The 14,870-nt window shown below is 39.2% G+C and carries 14 protein-coding genes; 2 read left to right on the top strand and 12 right to left on the bottom strand.

Going from position 1 to position 14,870, the window contains the following annotated elements:
• Nucleotides 1-176: 176 nt before the first annotated feature.
• Entirely contained in the window at nucleotides 177-995 is an 819-nt protein-coding gene (locus CEQ21_RS13840; protein WP_185765019.1) for an ABC transporter permease, read from the bottom strand.
• A gap of 19 nt (nucleotides 996-1,014) precedes the next feature.
• Nucleotides 1,015-1,773: an ABC transporter ATP-binding protein gene (locus tag CEQ21_RS13835; RefSeq protein WP_185765018.1), complete on the bottom strand. Its 759-nt coding sequence runs from the start codon at nucleotides 1,771-1,773 to the stop codon at nucleotides 1,015-1,017.
• Between the two features lie 184 nt (nucleotides 1,774-1,957).
• On the opposite strand from CEQ21_RS13835, the gene CEQ21_RS13830 reads away from it, so the two are divergent.
• A complete protein-coding gene (locus tag CEQ21_RS13830; protein WP_185765017.1) occupies nucleotides 1,958-2,644 on the top strand; it encodes an NAD-dependent epimerase/dehydratase family protein in 687 nt (228 codons plus the stop codon).
• A gap of 21 nt (nucleotides 2,645-2,665) precedes the next feature.
• Complete coding sequence (locus CEQ21_RS13825; RefSeq protein WP_185765016.1) at nucleotides 2,666-3,634, top strand: bile acid:sodium symporter family protein; 969 nt, start codon at nucleotides 2,666-2,668, stop codon at nucleotides 3,632-3,634.
• A gap of 56 nt (nucleotides 3,635-3,690) precedes the next feature.
• Here CEQ21_RS13825 and CEQ21_RS13820 read toward each other — a convergent pair whose 3' ends face one another.
• From CEQ21_RS13820 to CEQ21_RS13775, 10 genes are all read right to left on the bottom strand, one after another.
• Nucleotides 3,691-4,029 (bottom strand): PTS sugar transporter subunit IIA, encoded by a 339-nt coding sequence (locus tag CEQ21_RS13820; protein WP_185765015.1) that lies wholly within the window; start codon nucleotides 4,027-4,029, stop codon nucleotides 3,691-3,693.
• Between the two features lie 17 nt (nucleotides 4,030-4,046).
• Nucleotides 4,047-4,367, bottom strand: a complete 321-nt coding sequence (locus tag CEQ21_RS13815) for a PTS sugar transporter subunit IIB (protein ID WP_185765014.1) — start codon at nucleotides 4,365-4,367, stop codon at nucleotides 4,047-4,049.
• An 18-nt stretch (nucleotides 4,368-4,385) separates the two neighbouring features.
• Entirely contained in the window at nucleotides 4,386-5,828 is a 1,443-nt protein-coding gene (locus CEQ21_RS13810) for a glycoside hydrolase family 1 protein (RefSeq protein WP_185765013.1), read from the bottom strand.
• Nucleotides 5,828-6,877 (bottom strand): mannonate dehydratase, encoded by a 1,050-nt coding sequence (gene uxuA, locus CEQ21_RS13805; protein ID WP_185765012.1) that lies wholly within the window; start codon nucleotides 6,875-6,877, stop codon nucleotides 5,828-5,830. The genes CEQ21_RS13810 and uxuA overlap by 1 nt, the downstream gene beginning before the upstream one ends.
• A 2-nt stretch (nucleotides 6,878-6,879) precedes the next feature.
• The gene (locus CEQ21_RS13800; protein ID WP_185767276.1) at nucleotides 6,880-8,211 is read right to left on the bottom strand and encodes a PTS sugar transporter subunit IIC; all 1,332 of its coding nucleotides are present in this window, start codon (nucleotides 8,209-8,211) and stop codon (nucleotides 6,880-6,882) included.
• A 188-nt stretch (nucleotides 8,212-8,399) separates the two neighbouring features.
• On the bottom strand, nucleotides 8,400-10,313 hold the full coding sequence (locus tag CEQ21_RS13795) for a BglG family transcription antiterminator (RefSeq protein WP_185765011.1): 1,914 nt from the start codon (nucleotides 10,311-10,313) through the stop codon (nucleotides 8,400-8,402).
• 141 nt (nucleotides 10,314-10,454) lie between these two features.
• Nucleotides 10,455-11,066 carry a DNA-3-methyladenine glycosylase gene (locus CEQ21_RS13790; RefSeq protein WP_235907374.1) on the bottom strand — a complete coding sequence of 204 codons (612 nt, stop codon included), beginning with the start codon at nucleotides 11,064-11,066 and terminating at the stop codon, nucleotides 10,455-10,457.
• 235 nt (nucleotides 11,067-11,301) lie between these two features.
• Entirely contained in the window at nucleotides 11,302-11,694 is a 393-nt protein-coding gene (locus tag CEQ21_RS13785) for a hypothetical protein (protein ID WP_185765009.1), read from the bottom strand.
• Nucleotides 11,695-12,087: 393 nt separating this feature from the next.
• Entirely contained in the window at nucleotides 12,088-13,458 is a 1,371-nt protein-coding gene (locus tag CEQ21_RS13780) for an FAD-dependent oxidoreductase (protein WP_185765008.1), read from the bottom strand.
• Between the two features lie 284 nt (nucleotides 13,459-13,742).
• The gene (locus CEQ21_RS13775) at nucleotides 13,743-14,759 is read right to left on the bottom strand and encodes a PTS sugar transporter subunit IIC (protein WP_185765007.1); all 1,017 of its coding nucleotides are present in this window, start codon (nucleotides 14,757-14,759) and stop codon (nucleotides 13,743-13,745) included.
• Nucleotides 14,760-14,870 lie beyond the last annotated feature (111 nt).

Here is a 14,870-nt window from a genome sequence, read left to right as displayed (position 1 = left end):
TTGCCTTTCCGCACTTAAATCCCCCTTTTCACTTTCTAAGTTGCGATTAGCCATATCGCTAGAAAAATACATATCCAAAAAAAGTTAGCTAAATAATTATTCTATCAACGTATGGTCATCGCTAAAATATATGGAAGATAACATTGTCTATATTCTAATTTGTTCCGTGTTAACCATTATGGAGCGCTTCTTCCCTTTAACAGCAGCTTCTCGACCCAAACTGTTGCAAAGTACATAAGAATCGACAGTAAGGACAAGACAACAACTCCTACCCAGACAAGATTTATGTTCATGATTTGACCGGCGTAAAGAATCATTCTTCCTATCCCTTGCCTTGAGCTGATGAATTCGCCAACAATTGTGCCGGCAAGGGCAAGCGCGATATTTATTTTCAATGAACTAACAATCCACGGCATGCTTGTCGGAATAACAACCTTTGTAAACACATGCCAGCGCTTTGCACCAAGTGAATACATAAGCTTTTCTAAATCCTTATCAACTGCCTTTACGCCGCTGTACGCTGCCAATGCGGTGACAATGACTGTCATCATAAAGGCAAGCACAACTTTTGAACTGAAGCCAATTCCAAACAGGATAACGAGCACTGGTGCCAGTGCCAGCTTTGGAATGGCATTAAAAGCAATTAAATAAGGCTCAGAAATCCTTGAGTAATAATAAGACCACCAAAAGGATAAACCAAGCAATGCTCCAATAAAGGTTCCAAGTATAAAGCCAAGTACTGTTGATCCGCTCGTATAAAGAAGATCCTCCAGCAAAGTTCCTTCCGTGAATGCAGTATAAGCAGTTTTCCATATAGTTGAAGGACTGCTCCAATAATAGGAGTCAATAATTTTCCATCTTGCGAATAGTTCCCACAGCAGGATTAACAGTATTCCAAGTGCCCACTGCCCGTATAATGTGATGCGCGATCTCCGTTTTGCTGCTGCTTCCTCATCTTCAATATACGGAAAGGGGTTTTGATTGAGCTGTGCCAACGTCGATTCCACCTTTCCCTTATCCCTCTGTTTTCAGTTGTTTTAAAACATGCTCTTTCAATTCAATAAATTCAGGGCTCAATAGCGTTTGCGCATTTCTTGGCCTTGCTAAAGGAACAGTAACCTTCTCCTTAATAGTTCCAGGTCTCGGGGTTAAAATATAGATATCATCAGATAGGAAAATCGCTTCATCTATGTCATGTGTTATAAATAGTATGGTTTTCTTGAAATCCACCCATATTTGCAGAAGCCATTCCTGCATCAATAATCTTGTTTGTGCGTCAAGTGCTCCAAATGGTTCATCGAGCAGGATAATGTCTTGGTCATACAGCAATGTTCGGAGTAATGCCGCTCTTTGCCTCATTCCGCCAGATAATTCATCAGGATAATGATTTTCAAAACCGCCAAGTCCGTACCTTTCCAAAAGAGGAGCTGCTTGACTTATCGCTTCCTTTTTTGAAATCCCCTTTATTTCCAGACCTAAAATAACATTATGCATGATGGTCCTCCAAGGAAGCAGTAAATCTTTTTGCAGCATATACCCTACATAACCATTTCTTCCGATAATATCCTTGCCATCAAGGAGAACCTCCCCAGTAGAAGGCTTGATTAAGCCAGCAATAATATTAAACAATGTTGATTTGCCACAGCCACTCGGACCGATGATGCTGACGAAGCTTCCTGCCTCAATTTGCAGACTTGTATCCTTTAATGCATAGAAATCCTTATTGTCTTTCCTGAATATTTTGCTGCTGTTTTTGATTTCTAATTTATGCACTTCCAACCCTCCAATCCTTAAACCCTTTTATCCATTCCCATACCTTAATGTATAATTATTCTAGGTATAACCATTATGTGCGAGAAATCAATAGGCATTTGCTTAACATTCACAAGACGGACAAAAGCTGTTTGTAATAATTTGCTATACTATATGTAAGAATTAATTAGAGAGGAACATCTATATGGAAAAAAGTGCTTTAATAATTGGGGCTACAGGTCTTGTCGGCAGGGAGCTTGTGCAATTGCTTGTCCAAGAAAACAAGTACAAGAAGATAACAGTCCTGACAAGAAGGAAAAGCTTTGAGCATCCTGCCATTAAGGAAGTTGTTGCTGACTTCAACAATCTTACAGCATACAAAAAACACCTTGAAGCTGATGATGTTTTTTGCTGTATCGGAACAACCATAAAAAAAGCTGGAAGCCAAGCAGAAATGGAAAAGATTGATTTGCGTTATCCTGTAGAAATTGCCAGTCTGGCATTTGAAATGGGCGCGAGACAAATGCTTGTCATCAGTCCGATTGGAGCTAACCGAGATTCAAAAATATTCTACAGCAGTCTTAAAGGAAGGCTTGAGGAAAGCCTCAAGACAATCGGCTATCCATCCTTGGCAATATTTCGCCCTTCTCTGCTCCTGGGCAAAAGACAGGAGTTCAGATTTGGCGAAAAATTAAGCTCCTATCTTCTTCCACCGCTTTGCTTTCTCCTTATCGGTCCATTGCGGAAGTATCGCGGCATTTCAGCTAAAGCTGTCGCAGCTTCCATGAGCAAGATTGCCGAAATAAACAACATTGGCGTACATATAGTTGAATCAGATGAAATCGAAAGACATGCCCGCACGAAAGAAAGCTCGTCTTCATTCACTAAATAACTTTGATAGGAGTCCTGTTACATGCTTCAAAGTATGAATGCTTTTCTCGGTAAATGGATGCCATTGCTTACTCCAGTGAGTGTAGTAGTGGGTGTGCTGCTATCCTCCTTTTTAAATAACTTTTACTTTCTGGTCCCGTGGGTTTTTGCGGCCATGACATTCACAGGCAGTCTTAACTCAAACTTTAAATCAATGAAGCATACTATATTTCATCCATTATCTTTATTACTGACACTGGCAGTACTTCATGTTATTACCCCAATTTGGGCGTTTGCAATTGGTCATTTATTCTTCAGTAATGATCCGTTTACTATTACTGGGTTGACCCTTGCAACTGTTATTCCAACTGGAATCACAAGCGTTATTTGGGTATCCATGTATAAAGGAAATGTCCCCCTTACCTTAGCCATCATTCTGGCGGACACGCTCCTTTCTCCTTTTTTAGTTCCATTAAGCATGAGTATTTTTGTTGGAGAAGCAGTTCAGTTGGATGTTTGGGGGATGATGAGAGGACTGCTTGTCATGATTGTTATTCCTTCCATTGCGGGTATGGCGATCAACCAATTTTATTCTAAGGAAAAGGCATTGCACTGGAACAAAATACTCGCACCTTTTTCCAAGCTGGGATTAGCAGCTGTTGTGGCAATCAACAGCTCTGTTGTCGCTCCTTATTTGCGGCATATCGATATTAAATTCATCTATGTTGGCTTGACTATGTTTTTTGTAGCATTGTCAGGATACTTTTTTTCATGGTTACTCGGTGTTCTAACAAAACGGCAAAAGGATGAGACGATTGCAATGATCTTTACAGGCGGTATGAGAAACATTAGTGCTGGTGCGGTTATGGCTGTCAGCTTCTTCCCGCCCCAGGTAGCAGTTCCTGTAGTTATCGGCATGCTTTTCCAACAAATTCTCGCAGCATTATATGGCCAAGCGATTCGCTTGATTTACCAAAAGCCAGCACTTATGGAAATCAAAAAGATCTCTTAAAAAAAACACGAGATAATAATATCTCGCGTTCTAAGACATATTGTTTGAGGTCGATCTTATTCGGCCTTTTTTTCATTTGTTAAAAAGACGGCACACATTTCCACCATTTCACTTGCCATAATTTTCAATGTTTCTGTTGTCAGCATTTGGTCTTCTGCATGCATAAGAATTAAGGAAAATGGCAGAGCTTCACCACTTGCCTCCCTTTGGACGAAGGATGCGTGAACTTTATGTATCTTATTATAGGAACGTTCACCAGTCTTAATAAGCTCCTTCGCTTCCTCTATATTCCCTGCCCTTGCTGTACGAATTGCCTCAACATAGCTGCTTCTTGCTTCCCCTGAATATGTTATGATTTGAAAAGCTGCCGCCTGCATTTCCTCTAACAATTCCATTTTGTCCCTCCGACAGCTTATTTTTGACCCAATTTCAATGCATGGTCGAGAATTTTTTCTCCATCTGCTGTTCCATACAGTCTCACGTCAATAACATCAACTGGAATACCATAAGGCTTTGCCGTATTTACCGCCGCCTGTTTCATGAACCGAACCTGTGGTCCAAGCAGAATGGCAATAATTCCTTTACTTGACGTTGCAAGCTCATCCTCTATTGCACCCTCTGGAATGGCATAAACGTCTATTTCTTCGCCTCTTGCTTTAATGGCTGCTTTCATTTTGGATACGACTATGGAGGTGGACATGCCCGCTGCACATGCCAATATAATTTTTCTCATGTTAATCCCTGCCCTTCTTTATTTAACGATATCGTCATCTTCAACCTCTAATGCTCGATTAGCAATGATGGATTTATACCATAAGGCCGACTTTTTTTGCTTCCTGTTTCTGTTGTCCTCTAGATTAATTTCAACAAGTCCGTAACGGTTTTTGAATGCATTCATCGGTGAAACATTATCTGTAAATGCCCACAGCATATAGCCCTTGCAATTGGAACCTTCCTCCACTGCCTTCAAAAGCCACTTCATGTGCTCACTTATAAATTCGATTCTGTAATCATCCTGAATGCGGCCTGTCTCATCCTTATAGCGTGCCTCATTTTCGACACCCATGCCATTTTCTGCGATAAACCATTCTATATTGCCATATTCCTCTTTCATCCGGATTGCCATATCGTACATGATTTGCGGATATATTTCCCAGCCGCGAAAAGGATTCATTTTCTTGCCAGGCATATCAAACATTTCATAATAATAGGAAGGATGAAACGGGGTTCCTTCATTCCATGCGTTCGTCCGTGCTTTCACGCGATGCGGGTAATAAAGGTTAATCCCCACATAATCAACCGTATTATCCTTGATTACTGCTAAGTCCTCTTGTGTATAATCAAAGGCAATATCATGCTTCACCATCAAGTCAAAAAGCTGCTGTGGGTATTCGCCTTTAATGGACGGATCTAAGAATATTCGGTTAAAAAACAAATCATATATTTGGGCGGCCTGCTGATCATGTGGAGCAGATGAGCGCGCATATGTCACTTCCGGATTTAAGATAACACCCATCTTTGCGCCAGTTTTCTCTTTGAGACCCTTCTGCTTAAAAAGCTCCACTACTTTAGCTGTTGCTAATGCTTTATGAAAGTTCCACTGCATCCATTTCTGTGTGTTTTGTTCAAAGGGATAGCGAATAGCGTCCAAGTACACCCTTGTTTGCACAACAATCGGCTCATTGAAGGTAAACCAATGCTTAACCTTATGCCCATAGCGCTCAAGCACTTTGTCAGCGTATTTTACGAAAAGGTCAACCACATGCTTAGAATTCCAGCCCCCATATTTCTCAAACAAGTATGCTGGCACTTCATAATGCTCCAAGCAAATCATCGGTTCTACACCTTTTTCCAAGAGTTCATCAATCACCTTATCAATATACGCCGCATATTCTTCATCAACTTCCGCCTCTTCATAATCACTCAAAAAGCGGGACCAATTAATCGATGTCCGGTAATGCGTTAGGCCAATTTCCGCCATTATTCCGATATCTTCTTTATATCTATTATAAAAGTTAGTAGCTACTCCTGGCCCATACCCGTTATGCCAGACATTCTTATTATTTTTGTACCATAAATCCAAATAGGAATCCTGTGCTTCCTTTTTGCCAGACCAGCCCTCTGTTTGCCAAGCAGAGGCAGCTGCACCAATTATGAAATCATCTGGTATGTTCACTTTTAACTTGTTAGACATTATTTACCTCCTGATTTTTCAAGCATTTCCCAGATGCCTGAAAGATACGTGCTTCCTAGAGCCCTGTCATAAAGCCCATATCCTGGTTTTCCAGTTTCTCCCCAAATCATCCTGCCGTGATCTGGTCTTATATAACCTGTAAAGCCATTTTCATAAAGCGCTTGTAAGATAGCAGCCATATCAAGACTTCCATAGCTCGAAAAATGTGCTGATTCTTCAAAATCGCCATTTTCGAGAATCTTTATGTTGCGCAAATGAGCAAAGGGCACCCGATGAAGGCTTGTATATTTCGCTGCCAGCTTCACCATGTCGTTATCACTAGTACAGCCTAAGGATCCTGAGCATAACGTGATTCCATTTGCTTCACTGTCATATAGACTTAAAAACCGATCGAGATTTGCCTCATTTGTAATAATGCGAGGGAGACCAAAGATACTCCATGGCGGATCATCTGGATGAATGGCCATCTTTATGCCATGCTCCTCTGCTGCTGGAATAACTCTATTTAAAAAATATTCTAGGTTATTCCAAAGACCCATTTCTCCAAGCTCCGTATATTTGCTGATTAATGCTTGGAGCTCTTCTCTTGTGTAGGACGAATCCCAGCCTGGCAATGACAAGTCGCTGTGGACTGGATCCATCTTTTCTAGCTGTTCCTTGTAATAGACTAATGCTGTAGAACCATCCTCCAGCTGCTTATCAAGCTGTGTTCTCGTCCAGTCGAATACAGGCATGAAGTTATAGCAAATAACTTCAATGCCGATTTTTGAAAGTCTTGCAATCGTATCTATATAGTTATCAATATACGTATCTCTATTTGGAAGACCTAATTTAATATCTTCATGAACAGGCACGCTTTCCACTACCTTAAACTCCAGTCCTGCTGCTGTTATATCTCTGTACAGCTCCTGAATACTTTCCTCTGGCCAGGCCTCTCCTGGTGGAACATCATAAACGGCACTGACAATGTTTTTCATATTAGGTATTTGCCGAATATACTCAAGAGAGATGCTGTCTTGTTTTCCATACCATCTAAAAGACATCTTCATGCTTATATCACCTTCCTTGTATTTTCACCTTCTTCTCCTGTTTGCTGTGTCGCTTTATTAGCCATTAAAACAAACGGCACATAGATGAACACAGATGCAGCAATACAAATCAACTGTGTAACGACTGCTCCCATGCTGCCAGCAGTTGACAGCCAAGCATTGATAATTGGTGGTGTCGTCCATGGAACCATCACGACTGCCTTACCAGCAAAGCCAGTTGCGGTGGCAATATATCCAATCGTTCCAGTTACTAGCGGTGTGATGACAAACGGTATTGCCATAATAGGATTAAGCATGACTGGAAGTCCAAAAATAACAGGTTCATTGATATTGAAAATTCCTGGACCGAAAGACAACTTAGCAATACTTCTCATTTCCTCTCGTTTCGAAACAATAAAGATCGCAATCAGCAAACCAATCGTCACTCCAGATCCACCAATGCTCATATATACATCCCAAAACGGCATTGTAATAATGTTCGGAATTTCTTTTCCTTCTTGGAAGGCTGTCATATTGACCGTTATGGAAGCAAGCAAAAGCGGTTCTCGAATTGGTTTAATCATTTGGTTTCCGTGTATTCCTATCACCCAAAAGAATTGAGCGACAAACATAAGAATCAATATCCCCGGAAGTCCTTGCATAACACTTTCAAGCGGCTTCTGCACAACATTATAGATTGCTTCATAAAGATATATGCCAGTAACTTTATAGAATATGAAGCCAAATGTTGCGACGATTGTTACTGTCAATATTGATGGAATTAATGCTGAAAAAGAGGTTGCTACATTATAAGGAACACTGTCTGGCATCTTAATCTTTAATTTCTCTACATTCGCCAGCTTGCTGTATATTTCCACGGAAACAATGGCAATGATCATCCCGAGAAATAAACTTTTGGGATCAGAGAATTGTCTTGCCAAAACATCTGTCACAAGCTGATTTTGTTCGTTTACAAGCAGTTCTATCGTTGTCGGCACAACAGAGATATACGACATGATAGCGAGTATCCCTGGAAAGAGCGATTTGTGACCATTTATGCGGCCAAGCTCGATTCCTATTAGAAAAACAGCTCCGATTGTCAGGAAATTCAATGTAGCATATTGGATGGCTGTCATAATTGGCTTGTATTCAGCCAGGAAGGCAAACATTTCAAAATGCGCTAAGCCACTTTCTGTACCTAAAATCATATTTGCCACAAGTACGGCAAAGGCTCCTGTAATGATGACAGGCATTAAGGTAACAAATGCTTTCTTGATTGCCATAATATATTTCTGATTGGTAATCTTATAGGCGACATTGCCTAAAACATCTGCTGCATTTTCTTTAAAGCTCATCATAAAACCTCCATTTCATTTAAGAAGAAATTTATTGGTAACATCCTTATAGCTTGAAAATATGATTACGATTGCTCTTGGTTATCAGTCTATATAAAAAGCGCTTTCATTTACATACACACTTTTTCCAACTTTACGTGGAAATAAGTGTCCCGAGATAAAAAAAAGACAGCATGGCGCTGTCCGTTCTACTCCTCTAAAGAAAGCAAAATGCTGACAAATTCTTCATAAGAATTAACTTTAACGAGCCTTTCGACAAGGGCCGCATTGCCAGAAATTTTTACTAAAAGCTGGTACATCTTTTGCAAATCCTTTTTATATTCCTTTTGCACACTTAACAGACAAATAAACTGGACACGACTGTCTCCCCACTGAATTGGCTTTTTCAATGTGCAAACAGCCCACAATGTATTTTTCGTCACAGGTCTTATTGGATGTGGAATAGCTACCATTGTTCCATAGCTTGTCGGCGCTATCCTCTCTCTTTCCTCCACAAGCTCTTGGAAATCAGCAGGAATATCCTCCAGCCTTTCCAAATTACTGCAAAGAAAGTGAAGCACCTCCTCCTTTGACTTTAAATCCTGTTGGAAAAAGGTAAGATCTTGCCTAATATACTTGATGACACTTCCAATATTCTCAATCACCAGGTTTTCAAGTCTCTCAATATCTTCATCTCTTAAAATCGTGTTAACATCGATGATTGGTACCGTTAATTTTCGCTTTATCGGGATCGTTGTAATTATAAAATCGAGTGTCCCTAAATCATATTTATGTAAATCAAACACATTAGCAGTACCTACTATTTGCAGCCGGCTTCCAAATGTGGCGTGAAGTCTATGGTACAGCAATTGTGCGCTTGCAACTCCTGTAGCGCAGACAATCAGACAGCGCTTCGCCCTTCCCTTTGACTTTTTCCGTTCCATTGCCGCGCCAACATGCAATGCCATATAGCCAATTTCCTCTTGATTTATAGCCATTCCTGTTTCCAGCTTCAGCGTTTTTCCCATTAAAATTGCCGCGTCAAATGCTACAGGATAATTTTTCATAATTTCCTTCAGCAGTGGATTACGAATACTTAAGCCATATTTATACCGATTAATGGCCGGCTTTAAATGCAGGCACAAACCATAAATGAGTTCCTCATCATCCGATATGCCAAGCTGCATAATATTTTCTGTCTCATTTAATAGCTTTTTGGAAAGTTCAAGAATATCTCTTTCAATCATATCAAGGATATTAATCTCAGCAGTCGGCTGATAGGAGATGATTTTCGAACCAAGCAAATGAATCGCTATATAAGCAATCTCTTCCTCAGGAAATACCGTCCCTAATGATTTCTGCAAATCACTCACAATTGCCTTAGCAACTTTATATTCCTTTTCTGCCATAATTGCTTCGAGCTCTTTTTTAGGCATCGAAACATAATTATCATGAAAAATACGTTTACACGCTATGGCAATGTGCGTGATTAAATTAGATTTGCCTATATCGGAGAGCAAAATTGCTGCCTCTTTTGTTCTTTCCGTTAAAATATCCCCTATTTTTTCTAACTCTTGTGAAGGTAGTGCCTGATAAGACTGGCTTTCAGAATGAAAAACAAACTCGGCCATACAAATGCGCATTTTTGCTTCAGGACCAATTATTTTCAGCCCATAATTTGGCCGCTTGTCCAAATCCAAGCTGAAGCGCTTCAAGACTTTTTTCACTTCCCTCAATCCATTTTTAACTGACGTTTCGCTTATATACAGCTCCTTCACTAACTGCTCTACCTTGATATACTCATCTGACAATAGCAAACGCCTCAGCATATATTCCATTCTCTCCGCTGGATCTGCCGGAACTGTGTAATCTTCGTTTCTGACGATTGCATCCTGTAAAAAAGGCCGAAAATATTTATAATCTTTAATTATCAACTCATAGCCTTTGCCTCTTTTTAAAACAATGTTAGCACCATTTTCTTGAAGTTTATCTGCGAGCATTTTTACATCACTTCTTATTGTCCGTGATGTGACCTGCAAAACAGACGCAAGTTCCGCCCCTGTCAGTGCCACTTCCTCCTGCATCAATAAATGCAACAGTTTTTGTTGACGTAATGAAAGCATTCCGATTACACCCTTTCATCAACTACAGCTTCTTTTTCTATAAGTGTATTTTCCTATTAACATCATAGCTGAAGAAGAAGACTAGTGAAAGCGCTATCTGAATAACTGGTTCTTTTTTTCTTTTTTAGAAAATCAGTACTTTCATTTAGACCAACAATCCGCTAGTGCTTTATAATCTCTTTTTCTCATTCCAGAAACATAGGGATTTCCTTCTACATAGAATCGCAACGGTTTTAACGTCCAGTCTCCCTTATTGGGGATGCCGACTCTAGCAGAAGTCACAATGCTAGCTGGTACCTTTCCAAGTGCATCATCAATTGTAACTGTAGAGTCATCTATCATCATCCCATTCAATTCCTTCGTTATTGCCATTGCCTTCGTTAATTTACCAGGTCCGTTGCAAACAGCAACTCCGGTGGTGCTCCTGTTTCTTACCATTCTATCTAATCCACAGACAGGCTCAATTGCCCGAATAAGAACTGCTTGTGGATCATTTTGCTTCTTTGTCACAATATTAAGCATTGCATGCGTATGCATCGTATAAATATAAATAGTACCTCCCGTCTGATACATGGACTCAACCTTTGGCGTTCGCTTTCCCTCATATGTATGGCAAGCCATATCCTCAATGCCAATATAGGCCTCTGTCTCAACAATATAGCCGGAATAAACTCCATCTGGCGTTTCATGGATTAATAATTTTCCTAAAAGGCCCTTCGCAATATCCTCTGTCTTATCATGAACATAATCAATCATAGTAACCTCCACGCTTTTCCTTTTTAGTTTCTTTATTATATTTTTTCTATTAAGAAAAAGAAAACGTGGGATAATACTTTACATCAAAAAAAGCTGGCAAATATAGCAGCAGCTTTCCATTTATTAATTTCTAAATTTTCAAACATTTTATTTTAAAATACTGCAAACAAATGGATTTGCGGTTAAATATATAGCGCTATTAGTCAGAGAAGCACTAAAGTTTACAGCATTTTTAATGCTTTTTCCTTTTCCCCTTCAAAACAGTGTTTAAATCCTTTGGTATAACAACATAAATATACGTTGGTCTCTTCGTACTATTAACATCTTCAAGTTTATATTCTTCAATCATGCCAAGCATTAACAGCCGGTTGAAATGATTATAAACAGTGCTGATGCTTAGTTTTAAATCTGAAGCCACCTGTTTTCTTCCCTTTACATAAACACCTATAGGAGAAACGGATTGATCTAATAAATAATCTAATACTCTCAGAAGGTTATATCTCAAGTCTGGCCGCAACGATTTCATTAATATAATCTTTTTATATTTGCTCACCGATTTTCTTAATTGCTCTTTCGTCTGATAATATGCCAACTTTTTAAAATCCTCTTCTATAATAGGTTTCAACCTTTTCCTCCCTTTGAATAATTATTCTTAAATACTGCTGTTTCCACTAACAAAACCACCTTATCAATTTCTCTCGAAAATATAAATACTCCACACAGTATGTTACGAATATTGTCAAAATCAGTAGGACTTTCACTCTAAATAAATCATTTTAGTCCAAAAAGACCGCTTCTCATATTGTCAAAAATCTTATAAAATCAACTGCATATCTACTATTGTTAGCATTTGATACTTTTTAAAAGAAGAAATTAAATTTTGGACAGCGTTATGTAAAACATCACTATCAGTAGTGCTTAAGAGTCCACTAAAAGCGGACAAAGCTTTAACAATACAAAAAGACCGCCAACAAACTAATCTAGTTTATGGCGGCCTTCTCATTAAGCTATTCGATTATTAAACACCTGTTGGCTCTGTTACTTTTTCAGCTTGTTTCGCAACTGCTGCTAAACCAGCTTGGTTCAATGTGTTCCAAGGTTTATTGAAATGCGGTTGGAAGAAGAAGTCAACAAATGCTAGCTCGTCAATTGTCATTTTTGTTTGGATGCAGACAGATAATGTGTTCATCATTTGTGTCATATCTGCTTTTGAAATAATCTGTGCTCCTAAAATTTCTCTTGTTTCCTGATGGTAAAGCACTTTTAAGCGTACCTCTTCAAATGTCGGCATGAATTCTGGACGGTCGTTTTCAATAATTGTTACTGCTTCATAAGCAATATTATTAGCTTTAGCAGTCAGTTCTGTTAGGCCTGTAGATGCCATACTTAATCCAAATAGATGCAATCCAGAAGTTCCTTGTGTGCCCATATATTTCACGTTTTGACCAGCGATATTATATCCTACCAATGTACCCATGCGCACTGCATTCGTTGCAAGTGGAATATAGACTTTATCCCCTGTTGGATTATAGTTGACTGCACAGCTGTCTCCTGCTGCATATATATCCGGATCGCTAGTTTGCATATATTCATTAATTTTTATTGCTCCATTTGGCAATAGGTCCACTTTGTCTTTAAGCAAACCAGTATTTGGTCTGAATCCTACACAAAGAATAACTAGATCTGTCTCATATTCACCTTTAGTTGTAATAACCTTTGTAACATTCCCTGCTACATTTCCCTCGAACTTAGTTACAGTTTGCTGCAATGCCAGCTCAATATCTTTTCCTTTAAGCTCTTCTTCAATAATATCTGTAAATTCTTTATCTAAATACTTATTCAGAATGCGGTCTTCACTATCAATAAGCGTTACCTTTTTTCCGTTTTGCTCAAATGCTTCTACTAGTTCTACTCCGATATAACCTGCTCCAATTACAGTAACTTGGTTAACATCCTTTGTTTTTGCAATAATATCATTCGCTTGATTATAGTTCTTAGATAAAAGAATGTTTCCAAGTCTTATTCCGTCAATCGGCGGAATGATTGGCCAAGAACCAGTTGTCATTACTAACTTGTCATAGAAATCAGTACGAGTTTCCCCACTGTTCAAATCCTTCACAAGCACCTTTTTGTTTTCTGTATCAATTTCAAGTACTTCGTGCTCCATATGCATTGTTGCGCCTAATGATTTAAGCTCCTCTGGAGAAGAGTAGAACAATTGACTAGCATCCTTCGCAACTCCTCCTACATATAACGCGATTCCGCAAGATAAGAAGGATACATTATTATTTTTTTCATATACAGTGATATCTATATTATTATTTACATTTGCTAACGTTTTAACAGCAGCTGTTCCTGCGTGTGTGCATCCAATTACAATTACTTTCATGGTTTAGAAGCTCCTTTGTAAAAGAATTTTTGTATTTTTTGTGAATCAGTTCACATATCAAGTGAAAAAAATCACAAACTATGTGATGTCATTCACAATTTGTTCATACCTTTATTATACATACTATTTTTTCGCATGCAAGCCTTTTGTGATTTATTTCACAAATATTTTTTTACAGGTTTATCTTTTCCTTAATAGATGCTTTCATCCGTTTTTATTTATTTCGAGTTTTTTTGCAATCAAAAAAAGCCTTCGTTAAGTCGAAGGCTCTTTTCTTCTATATATTATTGAACTTTCATTGCCAGGTCGCCTGTTTTTGCCCAGCCTACTCTTAAGATGACATAGTATAAAGGCAATGTGATGGCAATTGGAAGGACTACACCTAATGCCATGTATGTTAAGAAACCAGTAGCTCCTTGTGTTGCTAGAATACTGATTGGAGCGATCAAGGAGTTTAATCCAAGACCAGCTAATTCATATGTTGCTGTGAAGCCAAAGCCTAATGTTGCAATTGGTGCACAAATGACTGCTGCAACAAATGGCGGGATAATTAATAGTGGATTCTTCACCAGGTTTGGGAACTGTACCTTTGGCGTGATGACGGATTGTGCCAAGAAGCCACCCATATCGTTTTGACGAAGTGACATTGCTGTAAAACCAACAAATTGCACTGTACAACCAATTAATGCTGCCGCACTTGACACTGGATCCATTTGCAAAGCAATTGCTAGTGCTGCAGAGGAAGCAGGTGTCATTAACAAAATGCTCCAAACTAAGGAAATTACCATTGATGCTACTAACGGTGAACCTTGGACAGAAGAAGTAATTTCAGCACTGATCCATTCTAATAATGGTGTTGTAACATATGCCAAGCCTACACCTGCAAACCCGCCGACTAGAATTGCCCCTGCTGGGATTGCAATCATATCCAGGATTGTCTTACCGACGATTTTTTTCCCAACGATTGTTGCAATTACTGCGGCTAGCACAGCACTTATCGGCTGACCCGTAACAAGAACCATGCCTGATTCTGTTAAATGCATGGCATTTCCACCAATCGTACTACAAACCATCGCACTGAAAATTACTAATGTATTACCGCCAAGCTGATAGGCAATCCCAGCACCAAAAGCAGGTGCCAACAGGACTTTTGCTACAGAGCCAATGTGCGTAAGAGTGTCCCAGCCTAACGCTTTTCCGATCGATTCTAGCAGCAAGCCAAGCCCTAACGTAACCAATACTGCGTTCGACATTCCTGCTGATGCTTTATATAAACCATCCATAAAAGTTTTTTTATTCATCTCTCTCTTCTCCCTTGTCTTATTTATCTCCAATAAAAAAGCCTGTCCGCTAATCGGATAGGCACCATTCGTACATCACGTTTAGCGCCGTTGTTTGATACAACAAAAACT

The organism is Niallia circulans, assembly GCF_007273535.1.
In the GTDB taxonomy this organism is placed as follows: domain Bacteria; phylum Bacillota; class Bacilli; order Bacillales; family Cytobacillaceae; genus Niallia; species Niallia circulans_B.
Note: the sequence above shows the minus strand (reverse complement) of the source record. Positions and strands in the feature narration are given on the sequence as shown.

What these genes read in the sequence shown, in the direction of transcription:
- CEQ21_RS13830 (WP_185765017.1), top strand. Translation starts at nt 1,958, where the DNA reads ATGGAAAAAAGTGCTTTAATAATTGGGGCTACAGGTCTTGTCGGCAGG.
- CEQ21_RS13825 (WP_185765016.1), top strand. Translation starts at nt 2,666, where the DNA reads ATGCTTCAAAGTATGAATGCTTTTCTCGGTAAATGGATGCCATTGCTT.
- CEQ21_RS13820 (WP_185765015.1), bottom strand. Translation starts at nt 4,029, where the DNA reads ATGGAATTGTTAGAGGAAATGCAGGCGGCAGCTTTTCAAATCATAACA.
- CEQ21_RS13815 (WP_185765014.1), bottom strand. Translation starts at nt 4,367, where the DNA reads ATGAGAAAAATTATATTGGCATGTGCAGCGGGCATGTCCACCTCCATA.
- CEQ21_RS13810 (WP_185765013.1), bottom strand. Translation starts at nt 5,828, where the DNA reads ATGTCTAACAAGTTAAAAGTGAACATACCAGATGATTTCATAATTGGT.
- uxuA (WP_185765012.1), bottom strand. Translation starts at nt 6,877, where the DNA reads ATGAAGATGTCTTTTAGATGGTATGGAAAACAAGACAGCATCTCTCTT.
- CEQ21_RS13800 (WP_185767276.1), bottom strand. Translation starts at nt 8,211, where the DNA reads ATGAGCTTTAAAGAAAATGCAGCAGATGTTTTAGGCAATGTCGCCTAT.
- CEQ21_RS13795 (WP_185765011.1), bottom strand. Translation starts at nt 10,313, where the DNA reads ATGCTTTCATTACGTCAACAAAAACTGTTGCATTTATTGATGCAGGAG.
- CEQ21_RS13780 (WP_185765008.1), bottom strand. Translation starts at nt 13,458, where the DNA reads ATGAAAGTAATTGTAATTGGATGCACACACGCAGGAACAGCTGCTGTT.
- CEQ21_RS13775 (WP_185765007.1), bottom strand. Translation starts at nt 14,759, where the DNA reads ATGAATAAAAAAACTTTTATGGATGGTTTATATAAAGCATCAGCAGGA.